Source organism: Candidatus Methylomirabilota bacterium, assembly GCA_036005065.1.
GTDB lineage: Bacteria > Methylomirabilota > Methylomirabilia > Rokubacteriales > DASRDR01 > DASYQW01.
In genome coordinates, this window is record DASYQW010000348.1 from 56,990 (window position 1) to 73,746 (window position 16,757).

Below are 16,757 nucleotides of genomic sequence, written 5' to 3' on the forward strand. Positions count from 1 at the left end.
CCTATGCGCTTCCGCCTGACCCGCCTCGTGATTCTCCTCGCGGTGCTCGCGCTCGCGGTTCCGCTGACCGCGGAGGCTCAGGGCAAGGGGACGATCAAGATCGCCACCCAGAGCCCGCTGTCCGGCGAGCTGGCGGCGCTGGGTGAGGGCATCAAGCTCGGCACCCAGCTGGCCGTCGAGAAGTTCAAGGCCGCCGTCGAGAAGGCCGGCTTCAAGGTCGAGCTGGTGCCCTTCGACGATCAGGCCAAGCCCGACGTGGGTGTCGCCAACGCGAAGAACATCATCAACGACAAGGACATCCTGGCGGTCATCGGCCACCTCAACTCGGGAGTCGCCATCCCGTCGTCGGAGGTCTACAAGGAAGTCAACCTCGTGATGATCTCGCCCGCCAACACGAACCCGCTCATCACCGACCGCGGCCTGCCCAACGTGAACCGGGTCTGCGGCCGCGACGACGTGCAGGGAGAGGTGGGGGCGCGGTTCGCCAAGGACGAGCTGAAGGTCAAGAGCGTGTACATCGTCCACAACAAGAACCAGTACGGGCAGGGGATCGCCGAGTATTTCCAGGACACCTCGAAGAAGCTCGGTGTCCAGGTCCTCGGCTTCGAGGGCACGGAAGAGCGCGCCAACTTCGACCCGATCCTGACCCCGATCAAGGCCAAGAACCCGGACGTGATCTATTTCGGAGGGGAGTACCCGCAGGCCGCGCCGATGTTCCGCCAGGCCCGGGAAAAGGGCATCAAGGCCAAGTTCATGGGGCCGGACGGGCTGGACTCGTCGGAGCTTGTGAAGCTCGGCGGTGACGCGGTGGCGGGGATGCACTTCACCACGGTCGCGGGAGGCGTGAAGGAATACCCCAAGGCCAAGGAGTTCGCCGACGAGTACAAGAAGAAGTTCGGGAAGGACCCGGAGCCGTTCGCGGCCCAGGCCTATGACGCCACCGCCGTCGCCCTGAAGGGCCTGGAGGCCGCCATCAAGGAGGCCGGAGGGAAGGTGCCGACCCGCGAGGCCGTGTCGAAGGCCACGCGGAAGGTCAAGTACAGCGGCATCACCGGCAGCATCGAGTTCGACGACAAGGGAGATCCGAAGAAGGCCACCTACCTGATCTACCAGGTCGGCAAGGACTGGAAGGACAACAAGCTGGTCAAGCGCCTGGAGATCGCCGCCCCCGCGGCCAAGAAGCAGTAGCCGGACGCGCCTGGAACGCCGCCGGGGAGGGGCCGGCTCGGCCTCTCCCCGGTTTCGGGGGGGACGTAGTCCCCTGCGAGGCGTATGGACTGGCCGCTCGTCCTCGGCATCCTGCCCCAGGTCGTCATGGACGGCCTGGTCCTCGGCTTCATGTACGCCCTGATCGCCCTCGGCTACACCATGGTCTACGGGGTCCTCGAGCTGATCAACTTCGCCCACAGCGAGATCTTCATGGTGGGCGCCTTCGTCGGCGTGGAGATCCTGCTCGTGCTCCGGGCCGGCGGCTTGCTCGATCCCCTCAACCCCTTCCTGGTCCTGCTTCTGATCGTGCTGACGGGAATGCTGGTCTCCGGGCTCCTGGCGGTGGCGATCGAGCGCGTGGCCTACCGCCCGCTTCGGAGCGCGCCGCGCCTCATCCCGCTCATCTCCGCGATCGGGGTGTCGTTCTTTCTCCAGGACGCGGTGCGGCTGGTCGAGAGCCTGTGGCGGAACGCCTTTTACCTCACCTATCCGTCCTTCCCGGTCTTCAACAAGCGCATCGAGCTCGGCGAGACCGTGGACTTCTCGGTCAAGTCGCTCCTCGTCATCGCCGCGTCGCTGATGGTGCTGGTCGCGCTCCAGTTCCTGGTCAACCGCACCAGGCTCGGCAAGGCGATCCGGGCCGTCGCCGAGGATCAGCCGACCGCGAGCCTCATGGGCATCAACGTGAACCGGATCATCTCGGTGACCTTCCTGATCGGGGGGGCCATGGGTGGGGCGGCCGGGGTGCTCTTCGGGGTCCAATACAACACCGTCAACCCGTTCACCGGCTTCATCCCCGGCATCAAGGCCTTCACCGCCGCGGTCCTGGGCGGCATCGGCAACATTCCGGGAGCGATGGTGGGGGGCCTCGTGCTGGGGCTGCTCGAGGCCTTCGCCGCGTCCTACCTTTCGTTGTTCACCGGCGGCGCGTTCGGCGCGGAGTACAAGGACATCTTCGCGTTCTCGATCCTGATTCTGATCCTGATCTTCCGGCCCCGAGGATTGCTGGGCGAGGTGGTCCGTGAGCGGGCGTAGGCCGGCCAGGACGGGGGGATGAGCTTCACGTTTCGGCTGCGGCGCAGCGCCCTGGCCGTCAACGTGCTGGTGCTCGCCCTCATCGCCGGGTCGGCGTTCCTGGTCTACGCCGTCCCCCGCTCGATCCTGGCCTTCATGGCCTTCCAGGCCTCGCTCCTCGTCGTCTACTACGCGCCGCTCGCCCACCGGGTCAAGATGGGCTACGCCGTGCTCGCGCTCGGCGTGCTCATGCCCGTGCTCGGCACCATCAACGGCTACTACATGGAGATCGCCATCCAGGTCGGCATCTTCGTGGCGCTGGCCCTCGGGCTCAACATCGTGGTGGGCCTGGCCGGACTGCTCGATCTCGGCTACGTGGCCTTCTATGCCGTCGGGGCGTACCTGTGGGCCATCTTCGGCTCGCCCCAGGCCGGGAAGTTCATCAGCGCCGCCCTGGTGAGCTTCCCGCTCGCCCCCGGCTGGTTCTTCGTGTTCCTGATCCTGGGGGTGGCGGTGGCCGGGGTGACCGGCGTGCTCCTGGGCCTCCCGGTGCTCCGGCTGCGCGGCGACTATCTGGCCATCGTGACCCTGGGGTTCGGCGAGGTCATCCGGGTCCTGGCCAACAACCTCGACAAGCCCTGGAACATCACCAACGGGCCGAAGGGCATCACGCCGATCCAGCGGCCCCCCCTCTTCTTCGACCCTCTGCTGCGGGTGGCCGGGATCGAGGTGTCTCCCTTCACGCTCTACCCGCTGTATTTCTACTTCCTCGTCCTGGCGGTGGTCGTGGTCGTCATCCTGGTGAACCAGCGGCTCGAGCACTCCCACGTCGGACGGGCGTGGGAGGCGATCCGGGAGGACGAGGTGGCGGCCCAGGCGATGGGAGTGCCGCTCGTCCGCATGAAGCTCCTCGCCTTCGCGGCGGGGGCCTCGTTCGCGGGGATCATGGGCGTCATCTTCAGCGCCAAGCAGCTCTTCATCAACCCCGAGTCCTTCACCTTTCTCGAGTCGATCGGGGTGCTGGCCATGGTCATCCTGGGCGGGATGGGCTCGATCCCGGGGGCGATCATCGGAGCCAGCGTGGTCACCATCCTGAACCTCCAGGTCCTCAAGGGCATCTCGCTCTGGCTGAACGAGCTGCGGAACTCCGGGCTGGAGTTCCTGGGCTTCAACCTGGCCAACCTGCCGTCGCAGTTCGAGCCGGCCAAGTACGAGCGCATGGTCTTCGGGATCATCCTCGTGCTCATGATGATCTATCGCCCGGAAGGGATCATTCCCGCCCGGCGGCGGCGGCTGGAGACGTATCACCGGGGCGAGGAGCCCCCGCCGTGAGGCGGCCCGGGCCGGGGCCCGTCGCATCTCTGCGTCCTCGGCGCTCGGCGCGCCTCAACGTATGCGGCATACGTCTCGGCGCGCCTCGCGCCTGCGTCCTTGATCTGCTCGGGCCGCGGCCCGGTTCCATCGCCCGGAGCCGACCACGCCGCTGCTCCGAAGGTAACGCCGTGAGGCGGCCCGGTTCCATCGCCGGACCCGATCACGCCGCTATACCGAAGGGACCGCCGTGAGCGCGGTCCTGCTGGAGGCCCGGCAAGTCACGAAACGCTTCGGCGGCCTGGTGGCCGTCAACACGGTGGACTTCACCCTCGAAGAGGGCGTCATCGCCAGCATCATCGGCCCGAACGGGGCGGGGAAGACCACGCTCTTCAACGTGTTCACCGGGATCTACGCCCCCGAGGACGGAGACGTCGCGATCCGCGGCCAGTCCATCGTCGGCCTCCGCCCGGACCAGATCACGGCCCTCGGCGTCTGCCGGACCTTCCAGAACATCCGGCTCTTCAAGAACATGACCGTCCTGGAAAATACGCTGGTCGGAATGCACGCCCGACTGCCGCTCCGGTTCTGGGACGTCCTGGCGCGCACCCCGGCGTTCGGCCGGGAAGAAGGCCAGGCCGTGCGGCGCGCCCTGGAACTGCTGGGCGTGGTGGGCCTCCGGGGCCAGGAGGACGCGCTGGCGCGGAACCTGCCGTACGGGGATCAGCGCCGGCTGGAGATCGCCCGCGCGCTGGCCGCCTCACCCGCGATCCTGTTGCTGGACGAGCCGACGGCCGGCATGACCCAGGGCGAGGCGCAGAGCCTCATGGCCTTCCTGCGCCGGCTCATCCGCGAGTTCGGTCTGACGATCCTCCTGATCGAGCACAACATGCGGGTCGTGATGGGCGTCTCCGACCGCGTGACCGTGCTCGACTACGGCGAGAAGATCGCCGAGGGGCAGCCGGCCGAGGTCCAGCGGAATCCCCGGGTGATCGAGGCGTATCTCGGGCGGGGCCGCGCGGCCGGCCACGTCGCTCCTTGAGGGTCACGTGCTCCAGGTCAGCGACCTCCACGTATACTACGGCGAGATCCACGCCCTGAAGGGCGTGTCGCTGGGGGTCGCCACGGGCGAGATCGTCGCCCTCCTCGGGCCCAACGGGGCCGGCAAGACGACCACGCTCAAGACGGTCTCCGGCCTCCTGGCGCCTCGGACCGGCGCCGTCCTGCTGGAGGGGGGGAGCCTGGTCGGCGTCCCCCCGCACTCGATCGTCCGGCGGGGGATCGCCCACGTGCCCGAAGGCCGCAAGATCTTCAACCGGCTCACCGTGGCGGACAACCTGGAGATGGGCGCCTACATCCGGTCGGACGGGGCGATCCGCGAGGACATGGAGCGGGTGTTCGTGCTCTTTCCGCGCCTCCGGGAGCGCCGCACGCAGGTCGCGGGCACGCTGTCGGGCGGAGAACAGCAGATGCTGGCCATCGGGCGGGCGCTGATGGGGCGCCCCCGGCTCCTGCTCCTCGATGAGCCGTCCATGGGTCTCGCCCCGGTGCTCGTGGAGCAGATCTTCGAGACCATCCAGGACATCAACCGGCAGGGGACGACGATCCTCCTGGTCGAGCAGAACGCCGCCATGGCCCTCACCATCGCCCGGCGCGGGTACGTGCTGGAGACCGGGGCCATCGTCCTCGAAGGGGCCGCCCGCGACCTGAGCGAGAACGTCGAGATCCGGCGGGCGTACCTGGGCGAAGGCGCCTGAGTTGGATCGGAGGGGGTGTCGGAACACCCCCTCCGAGACCTCCCCCGAGAATCGGTGCGGCGGCAAAGCCGCCGCTCGGAACATCCGGCGCCGGGGTGACATCCCGAGCCAACCTGGTCGGGTCACGGGCCGCTGTGCTAGACTGCCGTCGGACCACGGGCCGGCACGCCGAGCCTCTCGCGCTCCCCGAGGGAGGACCATGAAGAGTCCCGTCTTCGACTACCTCGTGCGCTACGGCTACAAGAAGGTGGTCCTCTGCCAGAACAACGACGTGGGGCTCCGCGCGGTGATCGCCATCCACTCCACCGACCTCGGTCCCGCGACCGGCGGCCTTCGCATGTGGACGTACGACTCCGAGGAAGACGCCATCATGGACGCCCTTCGGCTCGCCCGCGGCATGACCTACAAGTACGCCGCGGCCGACCTGAACCTGGGCGGCGGGAAGGCCGTCATCATCGGGGATCCCCGGACGCAGAAGACCGAGGGGCTCTTGCGGGCCGTGGGGCGCTTCATCCAGAGCCTCCATGGCGAGTACCAGACGGGCGAGGACGTCGGCATCACGCTGGACGACCTCGAGGTGATCCACGGCGAGTGCGATTACGTGGTCACCCTCCCGGAGCACGCCGGGGGCGCCGGCCCCATCGGTCCGGCCACCGCCGTCGGCGTCCTCCAGGCGATGCAGGCGTGCTGCGAGGAGGCCTTCGGCCGCGCCTCCCTCAAAGGCCGGCGGGTGGCGCTCCAGGGCCTCGGCGCGGTCGGCTGGCCGGCCCTCGAGCTCCTGGTCAAGGAAGACGCCAAGGTGGTGGTGGCCGACATCGACCGCGCGAAGGTCGACCGGGCCCGGCGGCAGCTCGGCGTCAAGGCGGTGGCGGCCGAGGCGATCACCGCTCAGCCGTGCGACGTCTTCGCCCCGTTCGCGCTGGGCGCCGTCCTCAACGACCGGACGGTGCCGCACCTCCGCTGCAAGATCGTCTGCGGCAGCGCCAACAACCAGTTGGCCGAAGAGCGACACGGGGACATCCTGGACAAGCGGGGGATCCTGTACGCTCCCGACTACATCGCCAATGCGGGGGGAACAATCTTCGATACCGACCGGTTACTCAAGGGAGGCTTCAATCGGGAGCGAGCGATGCGGAACGTCCTCCGCATCGGCGACCGGATGCGGGAGGTGATCGCCCTCGCCAAGCGGGAGCGCATCCCGACGTACCGGGCGGCAGACCGCCTGGCCGAGCAGCGGCTGCAGATGGCGCGCTCCCTCCGGCTGATCTGATTTCGCGGCCACCGGTCGGGCTCACGCGGGTGGGCGCGGGGCCATCCGGCCGGCGCGAGCGGCCGGGCGGGGGTCACCTTGACACTGCGAGGAGGGGCATAGTACGGTACCAGGCACTCTGTTTCTAGGCCGTTTCCGCGCGCTTCGAGGTCGTGCGCGCGCTTCGCTCGAGAGGGGGGTGATTCTACCCCGAAGGAACCCCCCGGTCTGCTCGACCGGGGGTTCGAACCCATCCTGAATTCGCCGAGGAGGAGAGGAACCATGCGAGGCTGGAAGTGGCTCGGAATCGCCTGTCTGGCCCTGGTGGTGCTGGCGCTGGCCGGTCCGTCGGATGCGCAGCAGTGCCCGAAGGGCAAGCTCCGCATCTACACGTCCTGGCCGATGCAGGGCGCGATGATCCCCGAGGGCACGGGGATGAAGAACGGCGTGGACATGGCCGTCGCCGAGGCCGGCGGTGTCGTGGCCGGCTACTGCCTCGAGGTAGTGAACCTGGACGACGCCTCCCCGCTGACCGGCAAGTGGGACGGCGCGGTCGAGGCCGAGAACGCGAACAAGGCCGTCGCCGATCCGCTGGCGATCGTGTACATCGGGACCTACAACTCGGGGGCGGCCAAGGTCTCCATCCCCATCAACAACCGGGCGCACATGGCCCAGATCACGCCCGCAAACACCTACCCCGGTCTCACGAAGAAGCGTGGGGCGGCCCCGGGGGAGCCCGAGATCTACCGCCCGATGGGGTTCGTCAACTACTTCCGGGTGCCGCCGGCCGACGACATCCAGGGCGCCGTCGGCGCCAAGTGGGCGAAGAAGCTCGGCCACAAGAAAGTGTTCATCCTCCACGACCAGGAGCTCTACGGCAAGGGGATCGCCGACGTCTTCGACGCGACGGCGAAGCGGATCGGGCTGCAGGTGATGGGGAACGAAGGCATCGACTACAAGCAGCCCGACCAGAAGCCGGTCCTCACCAAAGTCCGCGCCACCGGAGCCGACTTGGTCTACATGGGCGGTGTCGTGGACACGGGTGGGCCCATCGTCCTGCGCCAGATGAAGGACGTCGGCCTCGTCGCGCCCCGCACGAAGTTCATCGGCCCCGACGGCTTCTACGAGGACGAGGTGCTGAAGGGCGCCACCTGCGATGCCGTCATGGCCGTCGAGATGCGGATGACCTTCGCCAGCCTGCCCTTCGAGAACATGAAGGGGCTCGGGGCCACGACCTACCAGACCTACAAGCAGAAGTACGGCAAGGAGCCGACGAGCTACGCGCTCTACTCGGTCGAGGCCGCGCGGATCGCCATCGACGGGATCAAGCGGGCGGCCCCCGACATCGAGAAGGCCCGGGAGCTGAAGGACAAGCGCGAGGCGGTTCGCAAAGCCATCGCCGCCACCAAGAACTTCGACGGCCTCAACGGCAAGTGGGGCTTCGACGAGAACGGCGACACGACCCTGGAGACGATGTCCGGCTTCAAGGTGGTGAAGGACAACAACCCCATCGGCTGCAAGTTCCAGTTCGAGTCCGTCCTCGACTGACCCAGACCCGGGAGGGCCGGCTCCGACCGGCCCTCCCGGCTGCTGTTTCGGCACGGGCACAGACGCCCTCACGCGCACGGTGGAACGCGCGCCCCTTTCCGAAGCGCTCCGAGCGCCGGCGTTGCCGGCGCCACGCGGGGGAGGGTCTCGGAGGGGGGCAAAGCCCCCCTCCGACTGAATGGACTGGTACGAGGTCCTCGTCCAGCAGACGATCAACGGCCTGACCCGGGGCTCCGTCTTCGCCCTGGTCGCCCTCGGCTACACGATGGTCTACGGGATCATCGAGCTGATCAACTTCGCCCACGGCGACGTCTTCATGCTCGGCCTCTTCGTCTCGCTCACCTATTTCACCCTGCTCGGCATGGCCAAGACGCTGCACGGCTGGGAGCTCCTGACCGTGCTGCCCCTCGTCTTCCTGGCCACCATGCTCACGACCGGCCTCGTCAACGTGACCGTCGACCGGCTCGCCTACCGCCCGCTCCGACACGCGTTCCGGCTGGCCCCGCTCATCACGGCGATCGGCGTGTCGTTCATGATCGAGAACCTGGCGCTCATCTGGCAGGGCCCGGCCCCCGTCCCCTACCCGGACATCTTCCCCTCGATCGACATCCTCCGGGAGTGGTTCGGCGTCGAGTCGCTCATCTTCCTCACCACCAAGGACCTCCTGGTGGTTGGCGCCACCATCCCCCTCATGATCGGCCTGCAGTACTTCATCACCCGGACCACGTGGGGAAAGGCCATGCGGGCGACCGCCCAGGACCGGGAGACCGCCCTCGCGATGGGGATCGACGTCGAGAAGACGATCCTGCTGACTTTCTTCGTCGGCGGCGCGCTGGCGGGGGCCGCGGGGTTGATCCAGGGCCTCTACTACAACATCGGGCAGTGGTACATCGGCTACCAGGCCGGGCTCCGGGCCTTCACCGCGGCGGTCCTGGGCGGGATCGGCAACATGCCCGGGGCGGCGCTGGGGGGCCTCCTGATCGGCTTCCTGTCGGCGTGGAGCGACCAGTACATCTCCGCCCGCTGGACGAACGCGATCGTCTTTTCGATCCTGATCCTGGTGCTGGTCTTCCGTCCGCACGGGCTGCTGGGCGAGCGCACGCCGGAAAAGCTGTGAGCCTTCTCGCGTCGGCGGCTCCATGAGCCTGACCGTCCGGCGGCGACGGCACCTGTCGGGGGGCCTCCTGATCGGCGCCCTGCTCGCCTATCCCTTCCTGGACCACGCGATACAGGCCCAGACGGTCTACGCCGTGACCGACGCGATGCTCTATGTCCTCCTCGCCCTCGGCCTCAACATCGTCGTCGGCTACGCGGGACTCCTCGACCTCGGCTACGCCGCCTTCTTTGCCATCGGCGCCTACACGATGGGGCTCCTGAACTCGCCGCTGCTCGGCTCGCCGCTCCACGGGCACGCCTGGAGCTTCTGGGTCGTCATCTGGATCTCGGCGGTCGTGTCCGCCGTCCTGGGCCTCATGATCGGCGCGCCGACCCTCCGGGTGCGGGGGGACTACCTGGCCATCATCACGCTCGCGTTCGGCGAGATCATCCCGGTCGCGATCCGAAACCTGGGCGACATCACGATCGAGTTCGGTGGCTGGCGAGCGGTCGAGCGTCTCAATCTGACGGGCGGGGAGAACGGCGTGAACCCCGTCGGCCGGCCCTACCTCCCGGGGGTGCCCTTCGACACCAGCGCGATCCCCTGGTACTTCCTGATCGTGGTCATCGGGGCGGGTTCCCTCTGGGCGATGAACCGGATGCGGGACTCGCGGCTCGGGCGGGCCTGGATGGCGATCCGCGAGGACGAGACCGCGGCCGACTGCACAGGCGTGAACCCGGTGAAGACGAAGCTCCTGGCCTTCAGTCTCGGGGCCTGGTTTTCGGGGTTCGCCGGATCGTTCTACGCCGCCAAGCTTCAGGCGATCACCCCGGGCGCCTTCGAGTTCCAGGTGTCGATCATCCTCCTCTGCATGGTCGTGCTCGGCGGCATGGGTAGCCTCAAGGGCGTGATCTTCGGGGGCATGGTGATCACGCTGTTCGACCGGCTTCTCCTCGCCCAGATGACCTTCGGGGTCCGGGCGGTCGGCCGGGCGATCGGGAGCGCGACCCTCGCCTCCGTCGACCTCACGCTCTGGCGCTGGTTCTTCTTCGGGCTCGGCCTGACGCTCGTCATGCTCTTCAAGCCGGAAGGGCTCGCCGGCCGGCGCCCGCGCCCGCCGGCCGTGGATGTGGACGAGCGGGAGGAGGCCCTGGCCCTCACCGCCGCGGCGCCCCCGCCGCGGGCCGAGAACATCCCGCCCTGGCTCCGCGAGCGCGCCGTTCCCGACGGCGGGCATGCCGGTCGGTCCCCGATCCTGGAAGCCCGGGGCGTCATCCGGAGCTTCGGGGGGCTGACCGCCGTGAACCAGGTGGAGCTGGTCATCCCCGAAGGCGCCATCATCGGCCTGATCGGGCCCAACGGGGCCGGCAAGACCACCTTCTTCAACGTATGCACCGGCCTCCTGACGCCGGACAGCGGTGACATTCTCCTGGCCGGCCGGAGCATCGTGGGGCTCCGGCCCAACGCCATCGTGGCCCGCGGGATCGCGCGGACGTTCCAGTCGATCCGGCTCTTCCAGAACATGACGGTGCTCGACAACATCCTGGTCGGCGAGCACTGCCGGCTGAGCGCCTCGGTGGCCGGCGCGGTGTTCCGGCCGCCGGCGGTCGTGGCCGAGGAGGCCCGAGCCCGGACGCGGGCCCGCGAGCTCCTGACGTTCGTCGGGCTGAGCGGGAAAGACGACGAGCTGGCCAAGAATCTCGCCTACGGCGACCAGCGGCGGCTGGAGATCGCCCGGGCGCTCGCCACCGAGCCCCGCCTGCTCCTCCTGGATGAGCCCACCGCCGGGATGAACCCGCGCGAGACCGAGACGCTGACGGAGTTCATCGGCCTCCTGCGCCGCGAGCTGGGGCTGTCGGTCCTGCTGATCGAGCACCACATGGAAGTGGTCATGGGCATCTCCGACCGGATCACCGTGCTGGACTACGGGACGCGGATCGCGGAGGGGACGCCGGCCGAGGTCCAGCGGGACCCCAAGGTCATCGAGGCCTACCTGGGGAAGGGGTATGAGCAGGAGCTGGTCTCGGCCTGACGGGATGCCCGGTGATGCTTGAGGTCCAGGACGTCCACACGTATTACGGGAACATTCGGGCCCTCAAGGGGGTCTCGCTGACGGTCAACCGCGGGGAGATCGTCAGCCTGATCGGCTCGAACGGAGCCGGGAAGACCACCACCCTGAAGACCATCATCGGGACCGTCCACCCACTCAAGGGCGCGATCAGCTTCAACGGCCAGCGGATCGATCGCCTCCCCACCGACCGCATCGTGCGGCTCGGCATCGCCCAGGCCCCCGAGGGGCGCCGGATCTTCCCGCGCATGACGGTCATGGAGAACCTCGAGCTCGGGGCCTTCGCCCGGACGGATCGCGAAAACGTCCCCCAGGATCTCGAGCGCGTCTTCACGCTGTTCCCGCGGCTCCATGAGCGCCTCTCGCAGAAGGGCGGCACCCTGTCGGGCGGCGAGCAGCAGATGCTGGCGATCGGGCGCGCGCTGATGGCGCGGCCCACGGTGCTCCTGCTCGACGAGCCGTCGATGGGGCTCTCGCCCATCCTGGTGGAGACCATCTTCCGGATCATCCAGGACATCAACCAGCAGGGGACGACGATCCTGCTCGTCGAGCAGAACGCGCGGATGGCGCTCCGGGTCGCCCACCGGGGCTATGTGATCCAGACCGGGCGCATCGTCCTCAACGATACGGGGGCGAACCTCCTCAAGTCCGACATCGTCCGGAAGACCTACCTCGGCGAGAAGTAGGCGCGGCGGTGGCGAGCCAGGCTGTCCACTACGAGGGCTTTCGGGTCGGTGACCGCCACCGGACACTGGGGCGGACGGTGGGGGAGTACGAGATCCTGAGCTTCGTGACCCTCGCCGGCTTCACCGAGCCCCTGTTCATGGACCTCGAGTACATCCAGCGCGAGAGCGTCTTCAAGACCCGGGTGGCGCCCGGCGTGCTGACGTTCGCGCTGGCCGAGGGGCTCGCCCTCCAGACCGGCATGTTCCACGGCACCGGGCTGGCCCTGATGAGCTACGACGTGCGGGTGGTGGGCCCGGTCCTGGCCGGCGACACCATCCACCTCGAGATCGAGGTGGTGGACAAGCGCGAGACCAAGAAGCCGGATCGCGGGATCGTCACCTTCCGCCATCAGGTGGTGAACCAGCGCGGGGAGACCGTCATGGACGCCACGGTCACCCGCATGATCAAGCGCGCGCCCGCCTGACGCGTGGGGGAGCACTCCCATCCGGTCCCCGTGCTTGTCCTGACGCGTGCCGACCTCGAGGCCCTGCTCGAGGTCGAGGGAGTCATCGCGGCGGTCGAGGAGGCCTTCCGCCAGCACGCCCGGAAGGCGATCCGCCTGCTGCCGCGGCAGGGGCTCGGGCTCGAGGGGCGCGACGTGCTGCTCCTGATGCCCTGCGCGCTCCCCGCCCTGGCCGCCCTGGGGACGAAGACGGTGACGGTGTGCTTCGAGAACCCCCGCCGCGGGCTCCCGACGGTCCTGGCCTCGTACCTCCTCCACGACCCCGCGACCGGCGAGCCGCTGGCGTTCATGGAGGCCGGTTACCTCACCGGAATGCGGACGGGGGCCGCCTCGGCTGCGGCGGCCAAGCGCCTGGCCCGCCCCGACAGCCGGGTGGTGGCCTGCTTCGGGGCCGGCACGCAGGCGGCCTTCCAGCTCCGCTGTCTCAAGGCGGTGCTGCCCATCGAGCGGGTCGAGGTGGTCAGCCGGAGCGATGCCACGGTCCGCGCGTTCGCGGAGCGCATGGGCCCGGCGCTGGGGGTGCCCGTGGGCCCGGCGGCCACGCGGGCGGCGGCGCTCGCGGTGGCGGACGTGGTGGTCACGGCGACCACCTCCCCGATGCCGGTCTTCGACGGCCGCGACCTCCGGCCCGGCACCCACGTGGATGCCGTCGGCGCGTTCCAGCCGACGACGCGCGAGCTCGACACCGAAGCCATCCGGCGCGCCCGCGTGTTCGTCGACACCTACGAGGGGGCCTGGCTGGAGGCGGGCGACGTCCTGCTGCCCATCCAGGAGGGCGCCATCACGCGGGCCCATGTCCTCGGCGAGCTGGCCGATCTCGTCACGGGCAGCCGCCCCGGACGGCTCGGACCCTCCGACATCACGTGCTTCAAGTCCGTCGGCTTCGCCGCCGAGGATGCCGCCACGGCCCGGCTGGCCTACGACCGGGCGCGGGCGGCCGGCCGGGGGCTGGCCGTGGAGCTCTACCGGTGAGGAAAACGAGCCGATGATTCGCACGGCCGACGTCGTGATCGTCGGGGGCGGCGTGACGGGGTGCTCGATTGCCTTCCACCTCGCTGAGCAGGGTGTGGGGAGCATCGTCATCCTCGAGCGCCGCTTCCTGGCCTCGGGCGGGACCGGGCGGTCGGTGGGCATCATGCGGCAGCTCTACCCGACGCCCGAGACCTCGCGCATGGTCCTCCACTCCCTGCGGGTCTTCCAGAACTTCCGGGAGGTGACCGGCGGCGAGGCCGGCTACGTCCAGTGCGGCGCGATCATCGCCGTCGCCCCCGCTCAGCGCGACGCCCTGGCCAAGACCCTGATCGCCCAGCGCGAGCTCGGCATCCAGGCGCGCCTCCTCTCGCCCGACGACATCCGGGAGCTCGACCCCCGGATCGACCCGTTCGCCGTGGGCGCCGCGGTCTACGAGCCCGAGTCCGGCTACGGAGACCCGACCGGGGTCACGGCCGGGTTCGCCCAGGGCGCGCGCCGGCGGGGCGTGGTCATCGACCAGATGGCCGAGGTGACGGCCATCCGCACCGCGGGCGACCGGGTGTCCGGGGTGAGGACGGCGGCCGGCGACACGATCGAGGCGCCGGTGGTGGTCAATGCGGCCGGCCTGTGGTGCCAGCATGTGGCCGAGATGGCGGGCGTCACCCTTCCCATCGTCATCGGGCGACACCCGGTCTTCATCATCGAGCGCACCGCCGCCTTCGGGCGGCCTCACCCGGTCTACCTGGACCTGGCCAGCGGGACCTTCCTGCGCCCGGAGACCGGGGGACTCACGCTCACGGGGTTCCTCGACGCCGACGAACCGAACCACCCGATGGACCCCGAGGCGCTGGGCGCGGACGTGCCCTTCGACGAGGTGGCGGCGATCATGGAGCGGGCGAGCCGCTGCGTTCCCGCGCTCGGCGACGCCCGATACCAGCGCGGCTACGCGGGCGCCTTCGACATCTCGCCGGACTGGATGCCGATCCTCGACGAGACCCCGGTGCGCGGGTTCTACGTCGCGGTCGGGATGTCGGGTCACGGCTTCAAGCTCTCGCCCGCCATCGGGCGCCTGATGGCTGATTTGATCACGACGGGCCGATCGAGCCTGACCGACCTCGGCGCCTTCCGGCTCGACCGGTTCGCGGCGCGGCCTCACGAGGACGTGGGGGCATTCTCCCACTCGTACCTGCGCTGAGCTGAGTTTCGGAGGGGGTGTCGGAACACCCCCTCCGAGGCCTCCCCCAAGAATCGTGGCGGCGGCGAAGCCGCCGCTCGAAGTGGAACATCGGTTGGCGGGGTGGCCGGGTGTGAGCGCCGGAGCCGTAGCCCGTGCGTCACAGACTCTGAGGTGAAGGAGGATGGGAGATGGTCACGGCGTATCGGAACTACATCGGCGGCGAATGGGTCCCGGCCGCGTCGGGGCGGACCTTCGAGGATCTGAATCCGGCCAACCGGGAGGACGTCCTCGGCAGCTTCCCGCGCTCGGAGGCCACTGACGTCGACCGGGCGGCGGCGGCGGCCCGCGAGGCCTTCCGCACGTGGCGGCTCACCCCGGCCCCCCGCCGGGCGGAGATCGTCTTCCGAGCCGGCGAGATCCTGGTGCGCCGCAAGGAGGAGCTGGCCCGGCTGATGACCCGCGAGATGGGCAAGGTGCTCACCGAGGCGCGGGGCGACGTCCAGGAGGGCATCGATACCGCGTACTACATGGCCGGCGAGGGGCGGCGGCTGTTCGGGCACCACGCCCCCTGCGAGCTGCCCGCGAAGTTCGGCGTGGCGATGCGGGTGCCGGTGGGCGTGGTGGCGGCCGTCACCCCCTGGAACTTCCCGCTGGCGATCCCCACCTGGAAGCTTCTGCCGGCGCTGGTGTGCGGCAACACCGTCGTCTTCAAGCCGGCCGAGGACACCCCCCTGGTGGCCCATACGCTGCTCGAGATCCTGCTGGAGGCCGGGCTCCCCCGGGGGGTCGTGAACCTGGTTCACGGCCTGGGCGAGGAGGCCGGCGCGGCGCTCGTCCGCCATCCGGGCGTGAACCTCGTCTCGTTCACCGGCTCCACCGAGGTCGGTCGCGAGGTGGCCAAGGTCGCCGCCGAGACCTACAAGAAAGTCTCGCTCGAGATGGGCGGCAAGAACGCGATCCTCGTGATGGACGACGCCCCGCTCGACCTCGCCATCGACGGTGCCGTCTGGGGAGGCTTCGGCACCTCGGGCCAGCGCTGCACGGCCGCCAGCCGCGTGATCGTCCACGACGCGGTGCACCGCGCCTTCACCCGCGAGTTCGTCGAGCGCGCCCGAGCTCTCCGGCTCGGCTCCGGGCTCGACCCCCAGACGGACGTGGGTCCGGTCATCAACGAGGCTCAGCTGCGCCGCATCCACGAGTACACGGAGATCGGCCGCGGTGAGGGCGCCAAGGTGCTGGTGGGCGGCGAGATCGCGACCGAGGGGGAGCTCCGGAGAGGCTTTTTCTACCGGCCCACAATCTTCGACGACGTCGAGCCCAAGATGCGCGTCGCTCGCGAGGAGATCTTCGGGCCGAGTGTGGCGGTGATCCGGACCCGCAGCCTGGAAGAGGCCATCGAGATCTGCAACAACACGAACTACGGGCTGTCGTCGGCCATCTACACCCGCGACATCAACCGTGCCTTCCAGGCCATCCAGGACATCGCGGCCGGGGTGACCTACGTCAACGCCTCGACCATCGGGGCCGAGATCCAGTTCCCCTTCGGCGGCGTCCGGCAGACGGGAAACGGCCACCGGGAGGGGGGCTGGACCGTGCTCGACATCATGACGGAGTGGAAGACCGTCTACGTGGACTACTCGGGGAAGCTCCAGCGGGCTCAGATCGATGTCTGACGCGGCCGGAGCCCGGAGGTGGCTGGCGGGCCTCGGGCTGGTCCTGGCGGCCGGGGCGGGCGCCGCCGCCGATCAAGGCCTCGGCGATCTCCCCGAAATCCTCGACGTGCGCGCGCCGCGGCAGCTCCCGGTGGGCGTCCAGGGCGAGATCCGGCTGGTGTACCGGGCCCGCCAGGCCAACGTGGTGGCGGTGGTGCAGGCCACCGAGGACCTGGACGGCCCGGCTGCTCCCCGGTCCACCCGGCAGCGCGAGTTCGGCGTCGTCGCGCGGGCCTTCGGACGCGAGGAGGGCGAGCTGGTCGTGCCGGTCGCGTTCGCGACCCCCGGCTGGAAGCGGGTGGTGCTCACGCTCGTCACCGACGAGCGCGACGAGAGTGAGCCGGCGATCGTCGAAGTCGAGGCCACACCCTGAAGACCGCCCGCTGCGGTTGAAAAACCGCGGGCCCAGGGCGATAATAGCGCTCGTTGCGCGCGCCCGCCTCCCGATGCCGGCG

Annotated in this window: 15 protein-coding genes; all 15 read left to right on the forward strand. The window is 69.4% G+C overall.

The features are described 5' to 3' along the window. The first annotated feature begins 3 nt into the window (after positions 1 to 3). The 15 genes from VGW35_23335 to VGW35_23405 all read left to right on the forward strand — a co-directional run bounded on the left by VGW35_23335 (position 4) and on the right by VGW35_23405 (position 16,675). Positions 4 to 1,188: a branched-chain amino acid ABC transporter substrate-binding protein gene (locus VGW35_23335; protein HEV8310607.1), complete on the forward strand. Its 1,185-nt coding sequence runs from the start codon at positions 4 to 6 to the stop codon at positions 1,186 to 1,188. An 84-nt stretch (positions 1,189 to 1,272) separates the two neighbouring features. Next, positions 1,273 to 2,244, forward strand: coding sequence for a branched-chain amino acid ABC transporter permease (locus VGW35_23340; protein HEV8310608.1), 972 nt, complete (start codon positions 1,273 to 1,275; stop codon positions 2,242 to 2,244). Between the two features lie 18 nt (positions 2,245 to 2,262). Next, positions 2,263 to 3,555, forward strand: coding sequence for a branched-chain amino acid ABC transporter permease (locus VGW35_23345; GenBank protein ID HEV8310609.1), 1,293 nt, complete (start codon positions 2,263 to 2,265; stop codon positions 3,553 to 3,555). Positions 3,556 to 3,784: 229 nt separating this feature from the next. Then, the gene (locus tag VGW35_23350; GenBank protein ID HEV8310610.1) at positions 3,785 to 4,576 is read left to right on the forward strand and encodes an ABC transporter ATP-binding protein; all 792 of its coding nucleotides are present in this window, start codon (positions 3,785 to 3,787) and stop codon (positions 4,574 to 4,576) included. 7 nt (positions 4,577 to 4,583) lie between these two features. Then, positions 4,584 to 5,291: an ABC transporter ATP-binding protein gene (locus VGW35_23355; protein ID HEV8310611.1), complete on the forward strand. Its 708-nt coding sequence runs from the start codon at positions 4,584 to 4,586 to the stop codon at positions 5,289 to 5,291. Between the two features lie 199 nt (positions 5,292 to 5,490). After that, the gene (locus VGW35_23360; protein HEV8310612.1) at positions 5,491 to 6,561 is read left to right on the forward strand and encodes an amino acid dehydrogenase; all 1,071 of its coding nucleotides are present in this window, start codon (positions 5,491 to 5,493) and stop codon (positions 6,559 to 6,561) included. A gap of 261 nt (positions 6,562 to 6,822) precedes the next feature. After that, entirely contained in the window at positions 6,823 to 8,088 is a 1,266-nt protein-coding gene (locus tag VGW35_23365) for a branched-chain amino acid ABC transporter substrate-binding protein (GenBank protein HEV8310613.1), read from the forward strand. Between the two features lie 178 nt (positions 8,089 to 8,266). Continuing rightward, positions 8,267 to 9,205: a branched-chain amino acid ABC transporter permease gene (locus tag VGW35_23370; protein ID HEV8310614.1), complete on the forward strand. Its 939-nt coding sequence runs from the start codon at positions 8,267 to 8,269 to the stop codon at positions 9,203 to 9,205. Positions 9,206 to 9,227: 22 nt separating this feature from the next. Then, positions 9,228 to 11,216: a branched-chain amino acid ABC transporter ATP-binding protein/permease gene (locus VGW35_23375; GenBank protein HEV8310615.1), complete on the forward strand. Its 1,989-nt coding sequence runs from the start codon at positions 9,228 to 9,230 to the stop codon at positions 11,214 to 11,216. A gap of 14 nt (positions 11,217 to 11,230) precedes the next feature. Next, complete coding sequence (locus VGW35_23380) at positions 11,231 to 11,938, forward strand: ABC transporter ATP-binding protein (GenBank protein ID HEV8310616.1); 708 nt, start codon at positions 11,231 to 11,233, stop codon at positions 11,936 to 11,938. Positions 11,939 to 11,946: 8 nt separating this feature from the next. Beyond that, positions 11,947 to 12,402 (forward strand): MaoC/PaaZ C-terminal domain-containing protein, encoded by a 456-nt coding sequence (locus VGW35_23385; GenBank protein HEV8310617.1) that lies wholly within the window; start codon positions 11,947 to 11,949, stop codon positions 12,400 to 12,402. A 30-nt stretch (positions 12,403 to 12,432) separates the two neighbouring features. Then, positions 12,433 to 13,413 (forward strand): ornithine cyclodeaminase family protein, encoded by a 981-nt coding sequence (locus VGW35_23390; GenBank protein ID HEV8310618.1) that lies wholly within the window; start codon positions 12,433 to 12,435, stop codon positions 13,411 to 13,413. Between the two features lie 13 nt (positions 13,414 to 13,426). After that, positions 13,427 to 14,608 (forward strand): FAD-dependent oxidoreductase, encoded by a 1,182-nt coding sequence (locus VGW35_23395; protein HEV8310619.1) that lies wholly within the window; start codon positions 13,427 to 13,429, stop codon positions 14,606 to 14,608. Between the two features lie 170 nt (positions 14,609 to 14,778). Continuing rightward, the gene (locus VGW35_23400) at positions 14,779 to 16,263 is read left to right on the forward strand and encodes an aldehyde dehydrogenase family protein (GenBank protein ID HEV8310620.1); all 1,485 of its coding nucleotides are present in this window, start codon (positions 14,779 to 14,781) and stop codon (positions 16,261 to 16,263) included. Then, the gene (locus VGW35_23405) at positions 16,256 to 16,675 is read left to right on the forward strand and encodes a hypothetical protein (protein ID HEV8310621.1); all 420 of its coding nucleotides are present in this window, start codon (positions 16,256 to 16,258) and stop codon (positions 16,673 to 16,675) included. Before VGW35_23400 ends, VGW35_23405 begins: the two co-directional genes overlap by 8 nt. Positions 16,676 to 16,757 lie beyond the last annotated feature (82 nt).

Excerpts from the sequence above, each read along its gene's own strand:
- VGW35_23335 (HEV8310607.1), top strand. The coding sequence starts at position 4 with ATGCGCTTCCGCCTGACCCGCCTCGTGATTCTCCTCGCGGTGCTCGCG.
- VGW35_23340 (HEV8310608.1), top strand. The coding sequence starts at position 1,273 with ATGGACTGGCCGCTCGTCCTCGGCATCCTGCCCCAGGTCGTCATGGAC.
- VGW35_23345 (HEV8310609.1), top strand. The coding sequence starts at position 2,263 with ATGAGCTTCACGTTTCGGCTGCGGCGCAGCGCCCTGGCCGTCAACGTG.
- VGW35_23360 (HEV8310612.1), top strand. The coding sequence starts at position 5,491 with ATGAAGAGTCCCGTCTTCGACTACCTCGTGCGCTACGGCTACAAGAAG.
- VGW35_23365 (HEV8310613.1), top strand. The coding sequence starts at position 6,823 with ATGCGAGGCTGGAAGTGGCTCGGAATCGCCTGTCTGGCCCTGGTGGTG.
- VGW35_23370 (HEV8310614.1), top strand. The coding sequence starts at position 8,267 with ATGGACTGGTACGAGGTCCTCGTCCAGCAGACGATCAACGGCCTGACC.
- VGW35_23375 (HEV8310615.1), top strand. The coding sequence starts at position 9,228 with ATGAGCCTGACCGTCCGGCGGCGACGGCACCTGTCGGGGGGCCTCCTG.
- VGW35_23380 (HEV8310616.1), top strand. The coding sequence starts at position 11,231 with ATGCTTGAGGTCCAGGACGTCCACACGTATTACGGGAACATTCGGGCC.
- VGW35_23395 (HEV8310619.1), top strand. The coding sequence starts at position 13,427 with ATGATTCGCACGGCCGACGTCGTGATCGTCGGGGGCGGCGTGACGGGG.
- VGW35_23400 (HEV8310620.1), top strand. The coding sequence starts at position 14,779 with ATGGTCACGGCGTATCGGAACTACATCGGCGGCGAATGGGTCCCGGCC.
- VGW35_23405 (HEV8310621.1), top strand. The coding sequence starts at position 16,256 with ATGTCTGACGCGGCCGGAGCCCGGAGGTGGCTGGCGGGCCTCGGGCTG.